The organism is Photobacterium makurazakiensis (genome assembly GCF_050336715.1).
Lineage (GTDB): Bacteria > Pseudomonadota > Gammaproteobacteria > Enterobacterales > Vibrionaceae > Photobacterium > Photobacterium makurazakiensis.
This window is the reverse complement of record NZ_JAKJSJ010000009.1, coordinates 448431-468041: the sequence shown is the minus strand read 5'-3', so window position 1 is coordinate 468041 and position 19611 is coordinate 448431. Positions and strand designations below refer to the sequence as shown.

The 19611-nt window shown below is 45.1% G+C and carries 16 protein-coding genes; 6 read left to right on the top strand and 10 right to left on the bottom strand.

Annotated features, from left to right (window positions below; all coding sequences use genetic code 11):
• Positions 1 to 192 precede the first annotated feature (192 nt).
• Positions 193 to 1278: a chorismate synthase gene (aroC, locus tag L4D09_RS02410; RefSeq protein WP_428455890.1), complete on the top strand. Its 1086-nt coding sequence runs from the start codon at positions 193 to 195 to the stop codon at positions 1276 to 1278.
• 153 nt (positions 1279 to 1431) lie between these two features.
• Here aroC and L4D09_RS02405 read toward each other — a convergent pair whose 3' ends face one another.
• The 5 genes from L4D09_RS02405 to L4D09_RS02385 all read right to left on the bottom strand — a co-directional run bounded on the left by L4D09_RS02405 (position 1432) and on the right by L4D09_RS02385 (position 6736).
• Positions 1432 to 2076, bottom strand: coding sequence for a trimeric intracellular cation channel family protein (locus L4D09_RS02405; protein ID WP_428455889.1), 645 nt, complete (start codon positions 2074 to 2076; stop codon positions 1432 to 1434).
• 190 nt (positions 2077 to 2266) lie between these two features.
• Positions 2267 to 3562, bottom strand: a complete 1296-nt coding sequence (locus L4D09_RS02400; RefSeq protein ID WP_428455888.1) for an outer membrane protein transport protein — start codon at positions 3560 to 3562, stop codon at positions 2267 to 2269.
• A gap of 343 nt (positions 3563 to 3905) precedes the next feature.
• Entirely contained in the window at positions 3906 to 5156 is a 1251-nt protein-coding gene (locus L4D09_RS02395; protein ID WP_428455887.1) for an outer membrane protein transport protein, read from the bottom strand.
• Positions 5157 to 5463: 307 nt separating this feature from the next.
• On the bottom strand, positions 5464 to 6177 hold the full coding sequence (locus tag L4D09_RS02390) for a DUF3379 domain-containing protein (RefSeq protein WP_428455886.1): 714 nt from the start codon (positions 6175 to 6177) through the stop codon (positions 5464 to 5466).
• Complete coding sequence (locus L4D09_RS02385) at positions 6170 to 6736, bottom strand: sigma-70 family RNA polymerase sigma factor (protein WP_428455885.1); 567 nt, start codon at positions 6734 to 6736, stop codon at positions 6170 to 6172. Before L4D09_RS02385 ends, L4D09_RS02390 begins: the two co-directional genes overlap by 8 nt.
• A gap of 636 nt (positions 6737 to 7372) precedes the next feature.
• Here L4D09_RS02385 and fadI point away from each other — a divergent pair.
• Both fadI and fadJ read left to right on the top strand, forming a co-directional pair.
• On the top strand, positions 7373 to 8683 hold the full coding sequence (gene fadI, locus L4D09_RS02380) for an acetyl-CoA C-acyltransferase FadI (RefSeq protein ID WP_428455884.1): 1311 nt from the start codon (positions 7373 to 7375) through the stop codon (positions 8681 to 8683).
• Positions 8683 to 10791, top strand: a complete 2109-nt coding sequence (gene fadJ / locus L4D09_RS02375; protein ID WP_428455883.1) for a fatty acid oxidation complex subunit alpha FadJ — start codon at positions 8683 to 8685, stop codon at positions 10789 to 10791. Before fadI ends, fadJ begins: the two co-directional genes overlap by 1 nt.
• Before the next feature lie 53 nt (positions 10792 to 10844).
• On the opposite strand, the gene L4D09_RS02370 is transcribed toward fadJ, so the two are convergent.
• Complete coding sequence (locus tag L4D09_RS02370) at positions 10845 to 11144, bottom strand: hypothetical protein (protein ID WP_428455882.1); 300 nt, start codon at positions 11142 to 11144, stop codon at positions 10845 to 10847.
• A 317-nt stretch (positions 11145 to 11461) separates the two neighbouring features.
• The gene (locus tag L4D09_RS02365) at positions 11462 to 14227 is read right to left on the bottom strand and encodes an insulinase family protein (protein WP_428455881.1); all 2766 of its coding nucleotides are present in this window, start codon (positions 14225 to 14227) and stop codon (positions 11462 to 11464) included.
• 311 nt (positions 14228 to 14538) lie between these two features.
• On the opposite strand from L4D09_RS02365, the gene sixA reads away from it, so the two are divergent.
• The gene (gene sixA / locus L4D09_RS02360; protein ID WP_428455880.1) at positions 14539 to 15012 is read left to right on the top strand and encodes a phosphohistidine phosphatase SixA; all 474 of its coding nucleotides are present in this window, start codon (positions 14539 to 14541) and stop codon (positions 15010 to 15012) included.
• A gap of 113 nt (positions 15013 to 15125) precedes the next feature.
• Positions 15126 to 15488 (top strand): hypothetical protein, encoded by a 363-nt coding sequence (locus L4D09_RS02355; protein WP_428455879.1) that lies wholly within the window; start codon positions 15126 to 15128, stop codon positions 15486 to 15488.
• 87 nt (positions 15489 to 15575) lie between these two features.
• On the opposite strand, the gene smrB is transcribed toward L4D09_RS02355, so the two are convergent.
• Positions 15576 to 16106: an endonuclease SmrB gene (smrB, locus tag L4D09_RS02350; RefSeq protein WP_428455878.1), complete on the bottom strand. Its 531-nt coding sequence runs from the start codon at positions 16104 to 16106 to the stop codon at positions 15576 to 15578.
• A 53-nt stretch (positions 16107 to 16159) separates the two neighbouring features.
• Here smrB and prmB point away from each other — a divergent pair, with 53 nt between their 5' ends.
• Entirely contained in the window at positions 16160 to 17092 is a 933-nt protein-coding gene (gene prmB / locus L4D09_RS02345; protein ID WP_428455877.1) for a 50S ribosomal protein L3 N(5)-glutamine methyltransferase, read from the top strand.
• A 58-nt stretch (positions 17093 to 17150) separates the two neighbouring features.
• Here prmB and L4D09_RS02340 read toward each other — a convergent pair whose 3' ends face one another.
• Both L4D09_RS02340 and L4D09_RS02335 read right to left on the bottom strand, forming a co-directional pair.
• Positions 17151 to 18173 carry a hypothetical protein gene (locus L4D09_RS02340; protein ID WP_428455876.1) on the bottom strand — a complete coding sequence of 341 codons (1023 nt, stop codon included), beginning with the start codon at positions 18171 to 18173 and terminating at the stop codon, positions 17151 to 17153.
• A gap of 14 nt (positions 18174 to 18187) precedes the next feature.
• Positions 18188 to 19432, bottom strand: a complete 1245-nt coding sequence (locus tag L4D09_RS02335; RefSeq protein WP_428455875.1) for a BamA/TamA family outer membrane protein — start codon at positions 19430 to 19432, stop codon at positions 18188 to 18190.
• Positions 19433 to 19611 lie beyond the last annotated feature (179 nt).

Here is a 19611-nt window from a genome sequence, read left to right as displayed (position 1 = left end):
TTTTGCGGCAATGTTTAGTACCGATATTGCTTAGCGGTTGAGTGCGAATATTCCTGCTTGCATTCCCGGCAATGAATTTGCACTATGTACTCATTGATGAAAACATCTTATACCGTAGGCCACGAGGTGTGCCTTTGGTTGCGCGCTTCGCTATCGGGTGAATGCAGCGGCAGTAAATAGACAGAGGAAGTAATGGCAGGTAATACAATTGGACAACTATTTCGCGTAACGACTTTTGGTGAGAGCCATGGTTTGGCGCTAGGGTGCATTATTGATGGCTGTCCTCCGGGACTAGCGTTGACAGAAGCTGATATGCAGCATGATTTAGACCGTCGCCGCCCTGGCACGTCTAAATATACAACGCAACGTCGTGAACCCGATGAAGTGAAAATCCTGTCAGGTGTTTTTGAGGGGCAAACAACGGGTACATCCATTGGCTTGCTTATCGAAAATACCGATCAGCGCTCAAAAGATTACTCTAATATCCAAGACTTATTCCGTCCGGGCCATGCTGACTACACCTATCATCAAAAATACGGTGTACGTGATTACCGTGGTGGCGGTCGTTCATCGGCTCGTGAAACAGCGATGCGAGTTGCTGCTGGTGCTGTTGCGAAGAAATACCTAAAGCAAGTGCATGGTATTGAAGTGCGCGCTTACCTATCGCAAATGGGCGATGTGAAAATCGATAAAGTCGATTGGGATCAAGTTGAACAGAATGCATTCTTTTGTCCAGATGCCGATAAAGTTGAAGCGTTTGATGAGCTTATTCGTAAGCTGAAAAAAGAAGGCGACTCCATCGGCGCTAAATTAACGGTTGTGGCGAGCAATGTACCAGTTGGTTTAGGTGAGCCAGTTTTCGATCGTCTAGATGCTGATGTTGCCCACTCATTAATGAGCATTAATGCCGTGAAGGGCGTTGAAATTGGTGATGGTTTTGAGGTGGTTGAGCAGCGCGGTAGTGAACACCGTGATGCAATGACGCTTGATGGCTTTAAATCAAATCATGCGGGTGGCATTCTTGGCGGGATTTCATCAGGGCAAGATATTGTCGCACACATTGCACTTAAGCCAACTTCAAGTATTACCGTTCCTGGTGAAACGATTACTCGTCAGGGTGAAAGTGCAGAAGTGATCACCAAAGGTCGTCATGATCCTTGTGTTGGTATTCGTGCCGTGCCAATTGCGGAAGCGATGTTGGCAATTACGTTAATGGATCACTTACTGCGTCATCGTGGCCAAAATGCCGATGTAGTAACGGAAACACCAAAAATCTAATCGTCGTATTTTCTTGATCGCTAGATATAGAAAGCGAGAGCTCTGGCTCTCGCTTTTTCGTTAGTTCCTTTCCGTTCAGGTAACCAACCGATAGTGGTAACGACATGATTTATTACATGGACATGTCGGCTGGTCTAAATTTCTTATCTGTCTCTAGGCTTTTGGTTCCAGTTTCTTTTCTACTTCATCGAGTTCATCAAAGCGAAAAATCGGTAAGCTCCAGCCAAACTGCACGGCAGCAATACGAACCGTAAAACCGACAACTAACGTACTGATTGTGGCAATCATTTCCGGTACGGCAAAGTGCATCATTACGTAGTACATCGCGCCAGCTAGAAAGGCGACAGAAGCATAGAGTTCTTTGTGCAGTACCAAGGGTGAGCGGCGGCACATTAAGTCACGTAGAAGACCACCAAAGACCCCAGTAACAACTGCTGCAACAATACAGATCAATGGTGAAAGACCCATATCCATCGCAACACGGCAACCAATAATACTGAATACGATTAAGCCTAGTGAATCGAGCAATACAAACACTTTGTGGAAGCGTACAACTTGTGGTGCCACAAGCGTTGTCAGTAACCCCGCCAAACAAGTGATCGCTAAATATTGCGGGTTAGCCACCCAACCTAGCGGGTAATGACCCAGTAAAATATCACGTACTGTTCCGCCGCCTATTGCCGTTGCACTCGCAACCAACATGACACCAAACCAGTCCATATGACGTTTACCTGCGGCCAGCGCTCCAGTCATCGCTTCAGCAGTGATACCGATAATATAAAGTGTTGTTAATAGCATTAGCTTGCCACATGAATAAAAGTAAATATCAACTTGGAGTGATTCTATTCGTGAGATAAATCAACGTCTAATGAAATATTTACAGCTATACATTAACTGTATTCATGTATGAGGGTGTTTTATGTGTGATATACATAACAAAAAAGAGCGCCTGGGCGCTCTTTTAATAAGTTGCTACGTTACTGAATGCTTAGAAGCGGTAGTTAGCCTGAATACCTGCTAGCCATACGTTGCCGGTGGTTTCGCCTTTGAAGCTGGCAATAGGGTTGCCATTTAGATCAATAGACTCTTCCATCGAAGCATCTTTAGCAAAGATGTAAGTAAAGCCTGCATCAAAGCTTAGGTTCTGCGACCATTGATAACCTGCACCCATGCTCAGCCATAGGCGATCAGTTTCTGGAATCGTCTGGGTACGGTGTTCGTCATTTACCGCTGAGGTGTCGTAAGCGACACCAGTACGAAGTGCTAATTTGTTGGTGTACTGGTAAGTAGCACCTACTGCAAAGCGGTAATTATCTTCCCAGTTTTCTTCTTTGATCAGATCAGGGCTGCTAGGGTGGCCTGGAATAACTGCAACCAATTTTTCGAAGCTGCTCCAATCCGTCCAGTTGAAGCTAGCGTGCATAGCAAGCTTATCGGTTAACTGATGAAAGCTGGCGATTTCAGCTGTTGCAGGAAGGGTTAAATCCATGCTGCCAGGGAGAGTACCGCCATATAGTGCACCTGATGCCTCACCCTCTAGCGTTAGGTCAACTGCAGAGCGGTAGTTGACGCCAATGCGGTGATCTGGATTAACTTGCCAAGCTGCACCTAACTGCCAACCCCAGGCTGCATCATCACCTTCCATGTATTTCAGGTCTTGGCCTTTAATCTGCCCAACGATCTGATCAACTTGATCTATGCCAGTAGTTGGAAGGTTGGTCGGTACTGATGCACCAAAGTGGCCTTCACCCATGACATAGCGTACACCGCCACCGATACTGAATTGGTCATTGATTTTGTAAGCTACGTTCGGGTTGATTTCTACCGACATTACTTTGGCTTGGTTACCGAATAAAGTACCAAGGAAGTCACCAGATAGCTCAGTCTCCATGCCGTAATTAGTCGAGAATGCTAGGCCAACTGCCCATTGCTCATTGATACGGTGTGATAAGTAGAAGTTAGGGATTACCGCTGAATGGGCAATGTCACTTGCCTTGGTGGAAGTGATCTGGTTTCCCATAACACTTAAATCACCTTCTACGTCGATGTTCGGATCAACATAGATCGCACCCATAGAAATTTGGGTTCCTTCAAGGTAAGTCATCATGGCTGGGTTACGGAACTGAGCACTGGCGTTGTCGGCCATTGCGGCTTCACCGGCAAATGCTCGGCCTAAACCTGTCGCTGAATATTCGGCAAGCTGGAAGCCTGCTGCCATAGTGCTGGCACTCATGCCAAGTGTTAACGCTGCTGCTAAAGATAAAGTAATTTTATTATGTTTCATCAGTCTACTATGTTCGCTGAAATTCAATAGCGCGAATCATACGCTTTAGAGTAAATGCTTTAACTTAATAATGATGAGTAGAGTCTGTTTGAAGTAAATAACTGACAATTTACCATTTGTTGGTTTAAAGTCTGGTATTTATTATTCATTACATTCTGGTCAGATGAGTTTTCAGCGTACATATGTATCGTTATCGATGGGTTTCAGCGACGAAGTGTTAGCTGAAATTGAGAGAGATATTATTGAAGGGGGAGTGAAAGCATTAAAAAATAAAACGACTCTAAGAAACAAAAAGGGAGCCAAAGGCTCCCTTCTATATATCTAACTTATGCTATTCGCTGAATTAGAATGAACGGCTGTACTGTACGCCGTATAGCCATGCGTTAGCACGAGTTGTTGCTGTAACTCCAGAAACTGGAACTGGAATTCCATCAACCACTGTTGATTCGGTAGCAGTAACATCTTTACCTACAAGGTAAGTGACACCAAAGTCGATGTTAGACTTGCTGTCTAGGTGATAAGTGAAACCACCTGAGAACCACTGACGATCTGAATCTGGTACAGAGATTGATGTTTTCTGATCCTGAGCACTGGTGTCATACATGTAACCAGCACGTAGGGTCCAGTCGCTGTTTAGGTAGTATGTACCACCTAATGCGTAGTGCCAACCATCTTTCCATTCGTAATCATTCAGCGTCACATCGCCGTCAGTTGCTAACTTGTCGAATGCACTCCAGCCAATCCACTGTACGCTATAGTGAACCGCAAATTGCTGGTTTAAACGGTGGTAACCGGAAAATTCTGCCATATCAGGCAAAGGCATTAATAGTTTCTGAGAACTAAGATCTGCACCACTATATGATATGTCACCATCCGCTTCTAGCTCTGGGCTGTAGCGGTAAGATAGGCCAAAGCGGTGATTTTCATTTAGCTCATAAACGGTACCAAGGTTGAAACCGTAGCCGATGCCATCAGCATCAACATCAAGTAACGCGCTATCCAGCCCTAGTGCACCTTCAAGTACTTCATTTGAGCGTTTAAGTTCACCAGAACCGTAGATGATATCTAGACCTGCACCGACACTCCACTGAGTATTGATTCGATAAGATGCGCTTAAGCCAAAGTTTACACTTTTAACGTCAGTCAAACCGCCATATTCACCAGCAGGGTAGTCGTCGCTGAACTCTGTTTTGGTACCAAAGTTTGAATAAATTGATGCACCAACTGTCCACTTATCATTAATTGGGTGGATGTAGTAAATATTCGGAACGTATGATGTATCACCAACAGATTGGTCATCAAGATTTTGGCTGCCAGTAAATAAGTTATTGTATTGGCCGTCTTTAACATCGATATCTGTATTAATTGCATTAAGGCCTAGAGATAGCTCTGGTGAGCTAAATAGAGACATTGCTGCTGCGTTACGTGACATTACTGATGCGTTATCAGCGATAACGGCGTCACCAGCAAATGCACGACCTAGGCCCGTAGCGGATTGGGCGTTTAGTTGAAAACCTGCAGCTACTGCTTGCTGCGATGCCATGGTGACTGCGAAAGCAATCACTGATTTTGTAAACAGACGCTTCTTGTTCATATTTATAGTTATTCCTAATTATTTTTACTGCTTTATATCTGCTATTCCTGCAGATCGGGCGAGATTGTATGGTGCGATGCTCTTATGACAAATCAGACCAGTGGCTAAACAGTGCTTGTTACTGCTTAGTTAACAATCGCAAAGGCAGTGTATATAAAATGAACTTAAAATTGAGGGTGTTATATCTAAATATGCAACAGAGGTAACATTTTATTTTCTGGTATTCTTTTGTGGAATGTAAAAACCCCTAGGCATGTATCAAATTTATGCTTTTGGGGTTTTTTTGATGTTTTTATAGACAAAAAGGTTAAATTTCCCAGCTAAGATCGGCTTCCAGTGTTTTCGCTATCGGGGTCACATCTTGGCCTTTTTCACCAACCACTATGAGGCTGGCATTTCTAATTGGCATGACAACACCTTGCATGTTGTTATCACTAAATGCTGTCATTTGTGGTGAGTCTGCAGGCACAACAAACACAGTTACCTTACCTTGCTCAGTATCCATGACCATATGAAGGGCATTTTTATCACCAAATCCGCAGTGATTAACATAGTAAATATGGCCGGGCAAATCACTAAACTGAGGGCCAAAAGGGGTTAGTTTGGCATTTACTTGTGTAAGAGACACTGACTCATCGATCCCATTAATGAAGGGTGCTTCATTGTGAACATGCTCTAGTGCCAACTGTGCAATGCCGGCTTGATAGCTGGCTGAATCTGTAATGTTGTTAAATTGCCCCGTAAACACCCCAAATGCAAACGCGACAGATGCTGCTAGCGCGAGGTGAAGCTTTGCTTTCTTAGGCTTTTTAACCTCTTGGCCGGACTGATGAAATAAGATCCGATCAGCAAGATCGTCAGGTACATCAACTTTCAGTGCTTTTTCAAGTTTGCTATCAAGTTGCAGTAGCTCATCTGACAGTTTTCGGTTTGCGGCAGATACATTACGTGCTGCGACCATATCTTGGCTGTTGTCATTTGGATCGGCCAAAAGACGGCGTCGAAATTCTAAATCATCCATTGTGGTGCCCCCTCCGCTCGGACTGTTTTTCTATTTGCTCTTTTAACTGGTTTCTGGCGCGGAATAAGCGTGTCATTACCGTATTACGATTAAGGTTTAAAATTTCAGCAATCTCATCACCGTTAAACCCTGCCATGACTTGTAGCACCAGTGGCTCACGATATTCAGGGGCGAGCAGCATAATTTGCTTGTGCAACATCTGTTGTTCTGCATCCTTATCGGTATCTTGGTGCTGCGTATCTGCAATCGCGTAATCATCGATATCAACTAAATCGAGCTGCTTACGCTCAAAGCGTCGTGCATTTTCCCTGCGTAAAATAGTAATAAGCCATGATTTGGCTGCTTTGTCATCTTGAAGGCTATCAAGTGAACGCCATGCACGTAAACAGGTTTCCTGTACCAAATCTTCCGCGATATGCGGATCATGACACAACCAGTAAGCGTAGCGATAGAGATCCCGATGCCAAGCCCGGACAAGGGCTTCATATCGTCTTTGCTTATTCATATTTACAGAGACCGAGGACTCTGGGGTTTTCTTACGAAAAAATTGCTTAATCATAAAATTGCCTATCAATTGAGTGAACATTGGCTTTTTTTGACTGTTTTATGCAATGTTCTAACGATTCATCCAATAATCAGCACTAAAATTGATCTGGTTCAAATTGTCTCTTGGTAAGAACGCTATAGTAACCCCTGTCATCTGATACTAAGTGTTGGTTGAGGTTCCGAGGATTAGGAACGTTAATTAAGGCTTAATATCTGTTGAGCAAGATGACAACTTCCTTTTGAAGGCTGACTTTACTTTCTCCTATCAGGCTTGCCTGATTTGCAATTGGCTTTATGTTAATTGATTTATACTACTACATGGATTAACTTCCGTGTCGACTCAGACCATACCTTTCGGTGTGGTTTTTTTTTATCTTAGCATTCTTACCCGCACATATTCTTTCCTGAACAAAATTCAGATTAATCATCTATCTGCGTTAAGCATGGTTAATTCACCCCGAGTGAAGGGCTTATTGCATCAAATTATATTCTAGATACGTATCTTCCTCTCATATTTTAAACAATTGTTTGATATTGATAACAAGTGCATTACAATTGGTTGTGGTCTGACCTCTAATGCACTGTTGGGAATGTTGCCAATTGGCTCCCGTTACCCACGTGCCCGACAAACAATAATTAAGGAGTAGCGATGTCACGTCTCCAGAATCTCACCACCCGTCAAGGTGAGCGCATCGCCGTTGTAAGTGGATTACGTACCCCGTTTGCTCGCCAAGCAACCGCTTTTGATGGTGTGCCGGCATTGGACATGGGGAAAATGGTTGTTAACCAGATGCTGCAGCAGGTTGATATCGAGCCGGCATTGATTGATCAAGTAGTGTTTGGCCAAGTGGTTCAAATGCCAGAAGCCCCAAATATTGCACGTGAAATTGTCTTAGGTACTGGGATGGATGTAGGCACTGATGCCTATAGTGTGACTCGCGCCTGTGCGACCAGTTTTCAAGCCGCCGCCAATGTGGCCGAGAGTATTATCTCTGGTACTGTTGATATTGGTATTGCTGGTGGTGCCGACTCATCTTCTGTTTTGCCCATTGGTGTATCAAAGCATTTCGCCGCAACCTTACTGGCGCTAAGCAAAGCCAGAACCATGAGCAAGCGTTTAAAATTGCTGAGTAAGTTGAGTGTAAAAGATCTAATGCCAGTACCGCCTGCGGTTGCTGAATACTCAACGGGTATCAGTATGGGACAAACGGCCGAGCAGATGGCTAAAACGCATGGCATTACGCGTGCAGAGCAAGATGCGTTGGCGCACCGTTCGCACACCCTTGCTGCTCAAGCATGGCGTGATGGTTTGATCCAAGGTGAAGTGATCACCGCATTCCCTGAACCTTACCGCCAGTGGATCGATAAAGATAACAATATTCGTGAAGATTCTAGCCTTGAATCTTATGCCAAACTACGTCCTGCTTTTGACCGTAAATTTGGTTCGGTGACAGCCGCAAATGCGACACCATTAACTGATGGTGCAGCCGCTGTCATGCTTATGCGAGAAGGGCGAGCGAAAGAGCTTGGTTTGAAACCGTTGGGTTATATCCGCTCTTATGCATTTTCAGCTATTGGCGTTGAGACGGATATGCTGATGGGGCCGTCTTATGCGACCCCTCTTGCGTTAGCTCGCGCAGGTCTTCAGTTGTCTGATTTAACCTTGATTGATATGCATGAAGCATTTGCAGCACAGACATTAGCCAATGTGAAAATGTTTGGTTCTAAGCAATTTGCACAAGAAAAGTTGGGTCGCAGTGAAGCCATTGGTGAAATCGATATGGATAAATTCAATGTGCTTGGTGGCTCTCTTGCATATGGACACCCATTTGCCGCAACAGGTGCAAGAATGATCACTCAAACGTTGAGAGAGCTTCAGCGTCGTGGTGGTGGTTTTGCGTTAAATACAGCCTGTGCCGCTGGTGGGCTGGGTGCTGCAATGATTTTGGAGGCTGAATAATGACTCAACAACAATCCGCATTCTCGCTATCTTATGCTGATAATGGCATTGCTTGGCTAAAGATTGATGTGCCAGAAGAAAAAATGAATACGCTACAGGCAGCATTCGGCGAACAGGTTTCAATTGTGCTGGATGAATTGAAAGCCAAGTCTGATGTAAAAGGCATGGTGGTGTATTCAGGAAAGCCAGATAACTTTATTGCCGGTGCCGATATTCGCATGCTGGCAGCCTGTAATACTGCAGAAGAAGCGTGTGAGTTAGCAACGCAAGGTCAGCAATTGTTCGCTGAACTAGAAAACCTACCGTTTCATGTGGTTGCCGCGATCCATGGCCCTTGTTTAGGCGGGGGCATGGAATTAGCGCTGGCTTGTCATAGTCGTGTGTGCTCTGACGACGACAAAACCCGTCTGGGGTTACCAGAAGTACAACTTGGTTTGCTACCTGGCTCAGGTGGTACGCAGCGTCTACCTCGCTTGATTGGTGTAGCGAATGCATTAGATCTGATTTTGACGGGCAAACAACTCCGTGCCAAGAAAGCAAAAAAATTGGGCGTGGTTGATGAATCTGTGCCGTTGAGTATTTTGCTCGATGTTGCAGAGAAACAAGCACTAAAACCTAAGCCTAAGCGTCAGCTTTCTATGCAAGATAGGGCGATGGGGGGCAACTCGTTAGGACGTTCGTTGGTATTTGACCAAGCGGCGAAGAAAACCCGTGATAAAACCCGCGGTAATTACCCTGCGACGGAAGCTATTTTGGATGTGATCAAATATGGCTTGCAAGAAGGTATAACCAAAGGCTTGGCACGTGAAGCGAAGTTATTTGGTGATTTAGTGATGTCATCAGAGTCAGCTGCACTACGGAGTATCTTCTTTGCGACCACTGCAATGAAAAAAGAAACCGGTGCAGATACGCAGCCTAGAAAAATCACACAGGTTGGCGTATTAGGTGGTGGTTTGATGGGTGGTGGTATTAGCCATGTGACAGCAACAAAGGGCTATGCGGTTCGAATTAAAGACATTGCGAACGATGGTATTTTGAATGCCATGGCTTACAACTACAAATTACTCGATAAGAAGCGCAAGCGTCGCATCATTAGTAAGGCTGAGCTGCAAAAGCAGATGATGTCGATTGTCGGTGGAACGGATTATACCGGCTTTGATCGTCTCGATGTGGTTGTTGAGGCTGTATTTGAAGATCTTAAGCTGAAGCATCAAATGGTGAAAGAGGTTGAAGATAATGCTAAATCAGACACTATCTTTGCTACCAATACGTCGTCGTTACCGATTCACCAAATAGCAGAAAATGCGCAACGATCAGAGAATGTCGTGGGGCTGCATTACTTTAGTCCAGTCGAGAAAATGCCTCTTGTTGAAGTGATCCCGCATAAAGGCACATCTGAAGAAACCGTCGCCACAGTGGTTGCTCTGGCTAAAAAGCAGGGTAAGACACCGATAGTGGTGGGTGATAGTGCGGGTTTCTATGTTAATCGTATCCTCGCGCCTTATATGAATGAAGCGGCGAATGTACTGTTAAGCGGTGAGCCAATCGAGCACCTAGATAATGCATTGCTTGATTTTGGCTTCCCTGTTGGTCCAATTACCTTATTGGATGAAGTGGGTGTCGATATTGGCGCGAAGATCATGCCAATTCTGGTGGCTGAACTGGGTGACCGTTTTCAAGGACCAGATGTCTTCGAGACGCTACTCAATGATGGCCGTAAAGGGCGTAAAAGCGGTAAAGGTTTCTATCGATACGACAGCAAAAAGAAAGCAGTCGATAAGAGTGTTTATAAGCTGCTTAACCTTAAGCCAGAACGAAAAGAAGAAGCCTCGGTATTGGCAATACGCTGTAGCTTGATGATGCTTAATGAAGCGGCGCGTTGTTTAGATGAAGGCGTAATACGCTCAGCTCGGGATGGCGATATTGGGGCTATTTTCGGTATTGGTTTCCCGCCGTTCTTAGGGGGGCCATTCCGCTACATGGATCAACTGGGTATTGAACAGGTTGTCGAGATGTTGAATGCCCATGCTGATAAATACGGTGAGCGTTTTAAACCGTGCGATAAGCTGATTGCAATGGTGAATGAAGGGGAAACTTTTTATTCATAAGCCATGAACTGAGCTAACCGATAAGCACGAAAGGCCTGCATTGTAGGCCTTTTTTAGTTAACTTGGCGTGGATATAGGTCGACTAAGCGCAAGCGGAAAAAAGGTTCAATAAAGCGCTGACGCATAAAGTGATAGGCCAGCATAGCAATACTCAATGCCACGAAAATATTTACTTTCAGTATAAAAGCGAGCGGTGCCGTTATTGCGACGATAAACACCAGCGCATAAAGCAAGATATCTTGCTCATGATGAGAGAGCGCGCTGTGGCAGTGCTTACATACAAAAAACTCATCGTAATCTTTAACCGCTGGCGCAGTCACCGATAGCTGGCAATGGGGGCAGATATGGCTCATGTATTAACCTCTTCATGAAAGTCAAAAGTAGGCATCCTGCCGTATTAATTTTCAGATCCTAACAGACACTTTTGACTGCCATATTGATACTTGGTTCAGTAAAGCGACCTGATTGGAACGTGTCTTAAATTGAATAATTACCGATAGTCGGGCGATTGGCCACTGAATAGTTTTGATAATATGTTAGGGATTATGTCTTCATATAAAATAGACATAATTAAAAATAAAAAAATCTGAAAGGAAGGCTGTTAAGTCGTTGATGCTACAGCCCTCCAGTGTTGCAGAGGGCTGCGTGGCTGTTTTATATGGCGAAAGGCTTAATGTGCATCTTTTTGAAAGTCATCTATCGGACCAATGGGCGTTCCAATGGTTAGTGGCGGTAATTTGTCATGCACTTGCCCGTGGTAATGCATAACGACGCGGTTTGCGGTGCGAGGTTTGATGATATTCACTATGAACTTAATCATGTCTGCACGGCTGAGTGATGACAGCGCTTCAATGACTTTCTGGCGCTGGTTAAACTCAGAGTCTTTATTACCGATACTTACCCAAAAGCGTTGCGCTCTTGCACGTAGGTTAGTATCTGGTTCTGATATTTGGGCGATTAAACCTTGTTTACTGGCTTGCCACTGCGCTTCACTGAGTTCGAGTAAGACTAATGCAAAGGCATTGGTAAATTCATCAATGGCTTCGAGCAATTGCGTCGGACCGGCAACAGGCGATTGAATATAAAGGATCAATCCCGGGTGGCGGTTAAGCGGCAGGTTTGCTGTTCCCACCATGTAGCCCAGTTGTTGCCGAGTGCGTAGTTCATGGAAAAACGTGGTCGACATAAGGTGATTGGCCAAGGTGTAAATGGCAATCTTATGTGGTGTTGTCTCGCGCGACTGGTAGTACATTAAAATCGCTGAATCAGCATGTTCGCAGTGGATTTCATGGCTTAATGTGCCTGATTGATTGAGCCGAACAAGCGGTCGTTGAGCTTCACCATACAGTTGGTCGGTCACGCGGAAAGCATCTTTTAGTGTTTCAGCAATCGCCAATGCGTCGGCTTCATGCCAATTACCATAAATGAACGTATCAATGTGCAGCTCAGCAAACATGGCTTCAACAAAGGCAGGCAGTTCATCAAGCTCAATGGATTCTAGTGCTTCAATTAATATTGGATACGGGGGATTATTGGGTTGCAATACTCCCGTTAATTGATTGAAAAGCTGTGATATTGGCTTATCTTGCGCGGCATTGCGCCAACTACGTAGCATTTGCGCTTTAATATTATGAAAGCGCTCGGGGGCAAAATCACGGTTGGCAAAGCACTCCAATAATAGCTTTAACAGCAAGGGCTGTTTTTCACTAAAGCCTGAAAGTTGAAGTGTCACGCCCCCTTGGTGTGCATACAGGTTATATGACATACCTGCAATTTCTGCGGGGTAAGCGACTTCGTTAGTCGCTTCTAAGAGCATCTCAACACATAGCCGTGTTTTTACAATATTTCGCGCAGAGCTTACGGCATGTGGGCTGTCGATGGCGATATACATGATCCCTTTTGGCACTCTGAATTCATGCTCTTGTTTGAACCATAAACGGAAGCCGGGTAAATCTTGAATTAATCGCGGTGGTAGCTCAGCCCCTGCGTTTAATTCAAGAGGGTCAAGCTGCTCACATAAATAAGGGTTCGGCTCTGGTAGTGCCAGATCGGGGTGAATGTCTGGGTTGCTCCAGCGATCAAGTTGTTGCAGGGTAAACGATGTAACACGATAAGGCGTGTGATACCACTGGGCAACTTGGTCGTACTCTTGTTCTTGAGCAACTAAAACAAGCCGCATGTTTTCTGGGGATAGTTCGGCCAAAAGCTGTTTGATCAAGGGCTCATCATAGCCATCCATCATGTAGTCGCCATAGATAATATCCTCTGGCGTATAATGCAGCAGGTTCATCACGAGGTAACTTGCGGTATCGAGTGGGCGACTTTTTTCTTGATAGCGGAAAGCCATTTCCAATACTGAGCGCTTCTCTTTATAGCGCCATTCGTTCAGACCTTGTTGCTTGATTAAAGCAATATACTGAAAGACGATTTCAACAATGTTATCGACGTGCTTAAGCCCTTTGGGAGTCAGACTTAGCCCGATAGTAAACTCACGGAAGTTACTGCCATTTACACCGCCACCCGCTGTTAAGGTATTAATATACCCTTCCTTTTTCAGTAACGACATTAGGCTGCCGCTACCTTCATTACCCAATAAGTGGGCGATATAAGAAAGGGGTTTCTCTCGATAATATTGGTCGACGGAGGGAAGGGTAAACGACAGTGTTAGTTTGCGAACTTCTTTGATTGGCTCAATGGTAATAAATTTGGCTTTTTCATTATCAGTAACCAAAGACACGGGGATATCGGGCTGAGCTTGACCTGTATTGGGAATGTCTTGGAAAAATGTAACAGCGTAAGCTTCAAGTTCTTCCAATGATTGAGGGCCAAGCAATACGAGCCCCATAAGGTTGGCAGAATAATGGGTTTGGTAGAACTCTATGAGTTCATCACGAACCGATTTATCTTGGCGATCTTCAAGGGTGGTGAGATCACCGACTGAAAACTTCGCAAAAGGGTGTTCAGGATTAACTGTTTCTTTGTGTACTTGGTAAAGACGGCGAACATCATCTTTGATCTTGAGTTTATATTCAGAATCAACCGCATTTCGCTCTTTATCTACCGCTTCTTCATTAAAGAGTGGCGCCGTGAAAAATTGACCAAAGCGGTCTAAACCTTCACTGAAAGCATGTGGGCTAACGTCAAAAAAGTAGGTGGTATTTTCTGTCCCGGTCCACGCATTATTGCTGCCGCCACTTTGGTTAATAAAGGTCTGGAATTCACCTACCCGTGGATACTTTTCCGTGCCTAAGAACAGCATATGCTCAAGAAAGTGCGCCATGCCTTGGCGATCTAGGGGATCGTTAAAATGGCCGACATTTACCGTCAATGCAGCAGCAGAGCGAGGCGCATCAGCATCATGTACCAGCAGTACTTTTAGCTCATTAGGGAGAGTCAGGTAACGGTACTGCTTTAGGTCATTAGGACTTGTATGCACGGGAAGCGCCTATTTTCAAAAGGAATTAGACTAATTATGACGCTCATTACAAAGGGTGGCAAATAATAAGCTTTCTCGTTATAGCAAGAAAAAGTGAGATCCTACCGGGGTCACGGAAAAGTGATTGAGTTGGTTGAATGGCTGTCTTCGTTGGAGGTTACTTGCTAGCATGGCTTTTGCTCTCGCTGTATTTAAGCAAGGAACGCCCATGCAGCAAGAATAATAACGTTAGATTTGATCATTTCATCAGTGCTGATAGTAAAAATAAAAAGCGCACGAGTGAATCTTCGACGGCAGTAATTGGAAGAATTATGCGAATTTATATCATGCGTCACGGTGAAGCCCATAACTTTGCGCCAAGTGATGCAGAGCGACCATTAACCCCTCGGGGAGAAGCGCTTTCATCTCAAATGGCGTTGCAACTCTCACCGCAGCTCAATGGTGAGTTAGATACCGTATGGGTTAGCCCATATTTACGCGCCCAACAAACATGGCAGTCAATGGCTGAGCATTTACCAGAGCCAAAACGTTTGGTGACGATGGAAGATATAACGCCATACGGGGATGCTGAAGATGTTGCAGCCTACATTAAAGCGGTTGTTAACCTTGAACGGCCAGACACATTGCTGGTGGTGTCACATTTACCGTTAGTGGGGTATTTAACCGCTGAACTTGTCGCCGGTTTGCAGCCACCGATGTTTATTACCTCATCCATTGCAGCGATTGAATATAACCCTGATAGTGAGGCTAGCGAGCTGTTGTGGCAGGCAACGCCGGAAGGCTAATACACATTACACCCTGAAATGTACGAGTAGTGATAAAAAACACTCAGGTTTTCAGGCGGCTGGTCGATACCTTAGTAGGTATTGTTGTTAACGACTATTCAAAAGATATTACGATGAAAGGCAAATTGTTACTGCTGATGGGAGCCGCTTTGTTGGCTGGGTGTGTGCAGGCACCAATGTCACCAAGCATTAATGCAAATGGTGCAATCAAATGGGCCAATGGTATCAGTGAAGAAATGCATATTTCGGCCTCTGGCGGTACGTTGACTTTTGCAGCGCCGCAAAACATGCTTAGTACGGGCGGCGGTATTACCATATTTTCTCGTATCGACAGTGCTCGAAACGGCAATTGTGAACACTATTACAGTGAGCAGGCAATAAAAACGCGTATGCAAATTTGTGATAGTGGGGAAGTTACCCTAATTGTTGAAGGCCGAGTGATTAACGTCGGTGCATTAGCGCGCTACGTATACTGATTATTTAATTTAGAGTTAGCATATAAGAAGGGCAGGAATGAAAATTCCTGCCCTTTGTGTTTTGGGTACGCATGGTTTTTTTTGAGGCTAGCGCTCAGGGATTTCGATCAATACCAGCAATGCACCATTACCCCCGAATTCGAGCGGTGCTTGGTGGAAGGCCATAACATCGGGGTGTTGGGCTAACCACATCGGGGCTTTTTGCTTGAGAATATGCTTGCCAATACCGTGCATAACACAGCAGCATGAAACATTCTCTTTGATACACGCCGCTATCATGGCTGCAAGCTCCCGCTTTGCTTCCTTCTGTGTCATACCGTGCATATCAAGGTACATATCTGGCACATAAACACCACGACGCAGTTTTTTTACTTCATACTTAGAGACGCCCGTACGCGCATACTGTGTAGGCCCGTTTTCATTTAGGTGCGGCTCGAATTCATCCGAGAAGTAAAATTCATGATTTAGTGCTTCTTTTGTCGAGACTTTAGGCTTATCAGCCTTTGGGCTCTGTCGGCGCGGCGTGATTATGGTATCATTCGAAATCTTTTTTACGCCCTTAACCGCATCCTGAAAGAGTGCTAGTTCATCTTTCAGGTTAAGTTCTTTTTTACTCATAGTGAAATTCCAACAACTCTATAGCGGTATTGTAGCGCCATCCGGAGGCTATTTTGGATAAGATTTTTGTCGACGAAGCTGTTAACGAACTTCATACATTACAGGACATGCTACGTTGGACGGTCAGCCGTTTCAATGCTGCTGGACTATTTTATGGCCACGGCACAGATAATGCGTGGGATGAAGCTGTTCAGCTTGTACTACCAACTCTGTATTTGCCACTGGATATTCCGTCAGAAGTTCGCTTCTCGCGCCTGACCAGCAGTGAGCGTTTACGCATTGTTGAGCGAGTGATCCGTCGCATCAATGAACGTACACCAGTTTCATACCTAACCAACAAAGCATGGTTCTGTGGTTTGGAATTCTTTGTTGATGAGCGTGTGCTTGTGCCTCGTTCTCCAATTGGTGAGCTGATTGAAAATAGCTTTGAACCGTTCTTTGCTGAGCGTCCAACGCGTATTATGGACTTGTGTACTGGCTCTGGTTGTATTGGTATTGCTTGTGCAACTGCTTTCCCAGAAGCTGAAGTCGATATTGTTGATATTTCAGTTGATGCATTGGCTGTTGCCGAGCAAAACATTCAAGATCACGGCTTAGAGCAGCAGGTGATCCCACTGCGTTCAGACTTGCTACGTGATGTGCCAAAAGACCAATACGATCTGATCGTGACAAACCCACCGTATGTTGACCAAGAAGACATGGACAGCCTACCGGATGAGTTCCGACATGAGCCGGAGCTTGGTCTTGCTGCAGGTACTGATGGCTTGAAGCTAGTTCGTCGTATTCTTGCCAATGCACCGGATTACCTGAAAGAAAACGGTATCTTAATTTGTGAGGTTGGCAACTCGATGATCCATATGGAAGAGCAATATCCACATATTCCTTTCACTTGGATTGAATTCGACAACGGTGGCCACGGCGTGTTTATGATGACCCGTGAGCAACTTGTTGAGTGCCAAGATGAGTTTGCGTTATACCGCGACTAATCTGATACGCTGAATAATAAAAAACCGAAGCCTAGGCTTCGGTTTTTTGTTTCTGTGCTTAAAAACGACGCCCAACTGAAAAGGTTAGCTGGTTCCAGTTAAGAAAACCGTATTCGGCGAAGATCATCCATTCATTGTTATCGCCAAAGTCATAAACGGCAGTCACAGCCATGTTATTGCTTTCTTTACTCTTTAAATCAACATCAAAATCGATGGTATCTGCAAGGTTATCTAGTTCCGTTCCTGCTAAATCAATGGTACCACTGACATTTTGTTGGATCATCTGATAGGTATAGCCTCCCATCAGGGTCAGTTTCCCATGGGGCAAATCATAGCGTTGGCCAACTCGTAAGGCGCCAATGTAGGTTTTGATGGTGCTATCAGTGGTTGTTGTCCATGAGTTGGTCATTGCCCCGACAGCGGTTACTATGATTGGGCGCATACCGTTGATAGGGGTAAATTGGGTCGCGAGTACTGTGCCTAATCCAAGGTTATAGGCTTCATACTCCAGATTAAGCGGTAAAGTTGCATTGATCCCGTTGGTCTGGCGGCCATTGATAGTGACATTAGATAAATCTGCCAGAATGTTTTTCGAGCCTCGGGTATAACCCGCAAGACCATAGACATTCATAAAGGGAAAAATCCATGCATCAAGGCGGAGCTGGATACTCTCATCTTTACCAGTAATGCTGACATTTTCTGCAGGAATACTCATGGCACATTCGCCGCTACCTGGCTGAGGTTTACTTGGCTTGGATGGAATTCGTGACGATGAACTACTGCCGCCAAACCCGCATAGGCGACCTAGCGTGCCGCCTTTGGCTAAGATCCCGAAGTCATTTTCAGCAATGTACTCGACTTCCTGAGTATTCATATAGATCCCGAACCCGACCGGTATCGGTAGATCGTACCCCAGAGCTCTGGCCTGCTCACCAAAGACAGGTAAGCCGCTCCAGTGAAGGTTATCTATTTCTTGCTGCGCTTGCGCTTGTGCTGGTGTGTATTCATTGGCTGTAGCGTCGTGAATCGAAAGCGAACTTGCCAGTAAACTCAGGGTAAAAATGGACGATTGGTGTTTCAAGATCATGCCTCTGATCAAAATGCTTCGGTGAAATTAAAGTAAAACGCGGCGCCATGTTCGCTAAAGCCCAAATCGAGCCGGACATTCATTCGCGGCTGAACTTCGTAGCGATAGCCGATGCCATAGCTAAATAAGCTGTCTTGACCAAGGGCTGAAGCCTCTTCAGCAATAGAGCCAATACCACTCCAAAGTGTCATGCCGTGCTTGGATAGCGCACCGCTAGAGCGGCGGAAGGTATGCCGGTATTCGGTAGTAAATTCAGCGACGGCGTTATCTCGGTATTGGCCTTTGTAGTACCCCCGCAATGATGTAGGGCCACCAAGGGTTGGTATGGCGTAATAGGGCGTATCCCCAAAGCTATGCTGAAAGTTAACGAGCGTCGCGACAACTTGTCCTGGATTCAGACTGTAGTAATAGCGATGCTCAAGATTAAGTAATTGAAAGTCGGCTTGGCTGCCAAAGGCGCTATTGAAGATTAAGTATTGGGCTTTGGCGTATTGCCCCTGCCAAGCATTGACTGCGACATCACGAGAGTCATAGGTGAGGCTGCCACCAAGCCCGAGTGTAAATGGCTTATCTTCAAATTGGTGGTAGTTAGTATCATCTTGCGCAGCAGCTGGTGCTTCATCACCTTGAGGGGAATAGTATTCGATGGCGATCGCTGGCCCGACAAACCAATCTCCATGCAGCCTAAAATTCAGGTTTGCGCGGTAATTGTTACTTAATACGGTTTGTTTGGTGTCATCACCGAGGTCAAAACGTTGTGCCTGCTCATAACCAATTCCCCAGTAATGTTTGCTTTGTACGCCCGCATTCCATTCGCCAATAAACTGGATGTCATTGTTATTCCAAAAAATATTGTGTTTAGCACGAAGCCCGTAGCCGACATCGTTATCAACATAGTTGCCAACTAAAAACATGGATACGCTTGAGCGCTGCAGTCCATGCAGCTGCCGATCTGTTTTAAAGGAATAGAGTCCACCGACTGCGACTAATATCCCTTGTTCTGGTGTGTATGCAGGGCCGCCGAGAAAAGTGAATTTGGGCAATCCATTTATCTCAAGGTAATCTTTTTCTGCATATTCCAGATCATCAATAAGCTTATTGGTTGCTTGGCTGTCAGGCTGGCGCTTTAGCTGGTCGATAGCATGCTGGTATCGCTCAAGCCCCACTTCTGCCTCTGTCTGGTCGACATAAAAAGGGATCTCGGCCCGGTCGGTTGGTGGCAAACTCGTCGTTTGTTGTGATTTATCTGCCATTATATAGAATGACACACCATATAATGGCAGTATTAAATATCGATAAGCTGTCATCGTTATAGCTACTTAGTCGTACTTTATAGTGAGAGTTGGCTGCAGCAACAGTTCATGGGCAGCAAGGTATTCGTCGTGATTTGGTGAAAAGCGAACTTATAAGATGGCGTATTGTAAATTAGGAA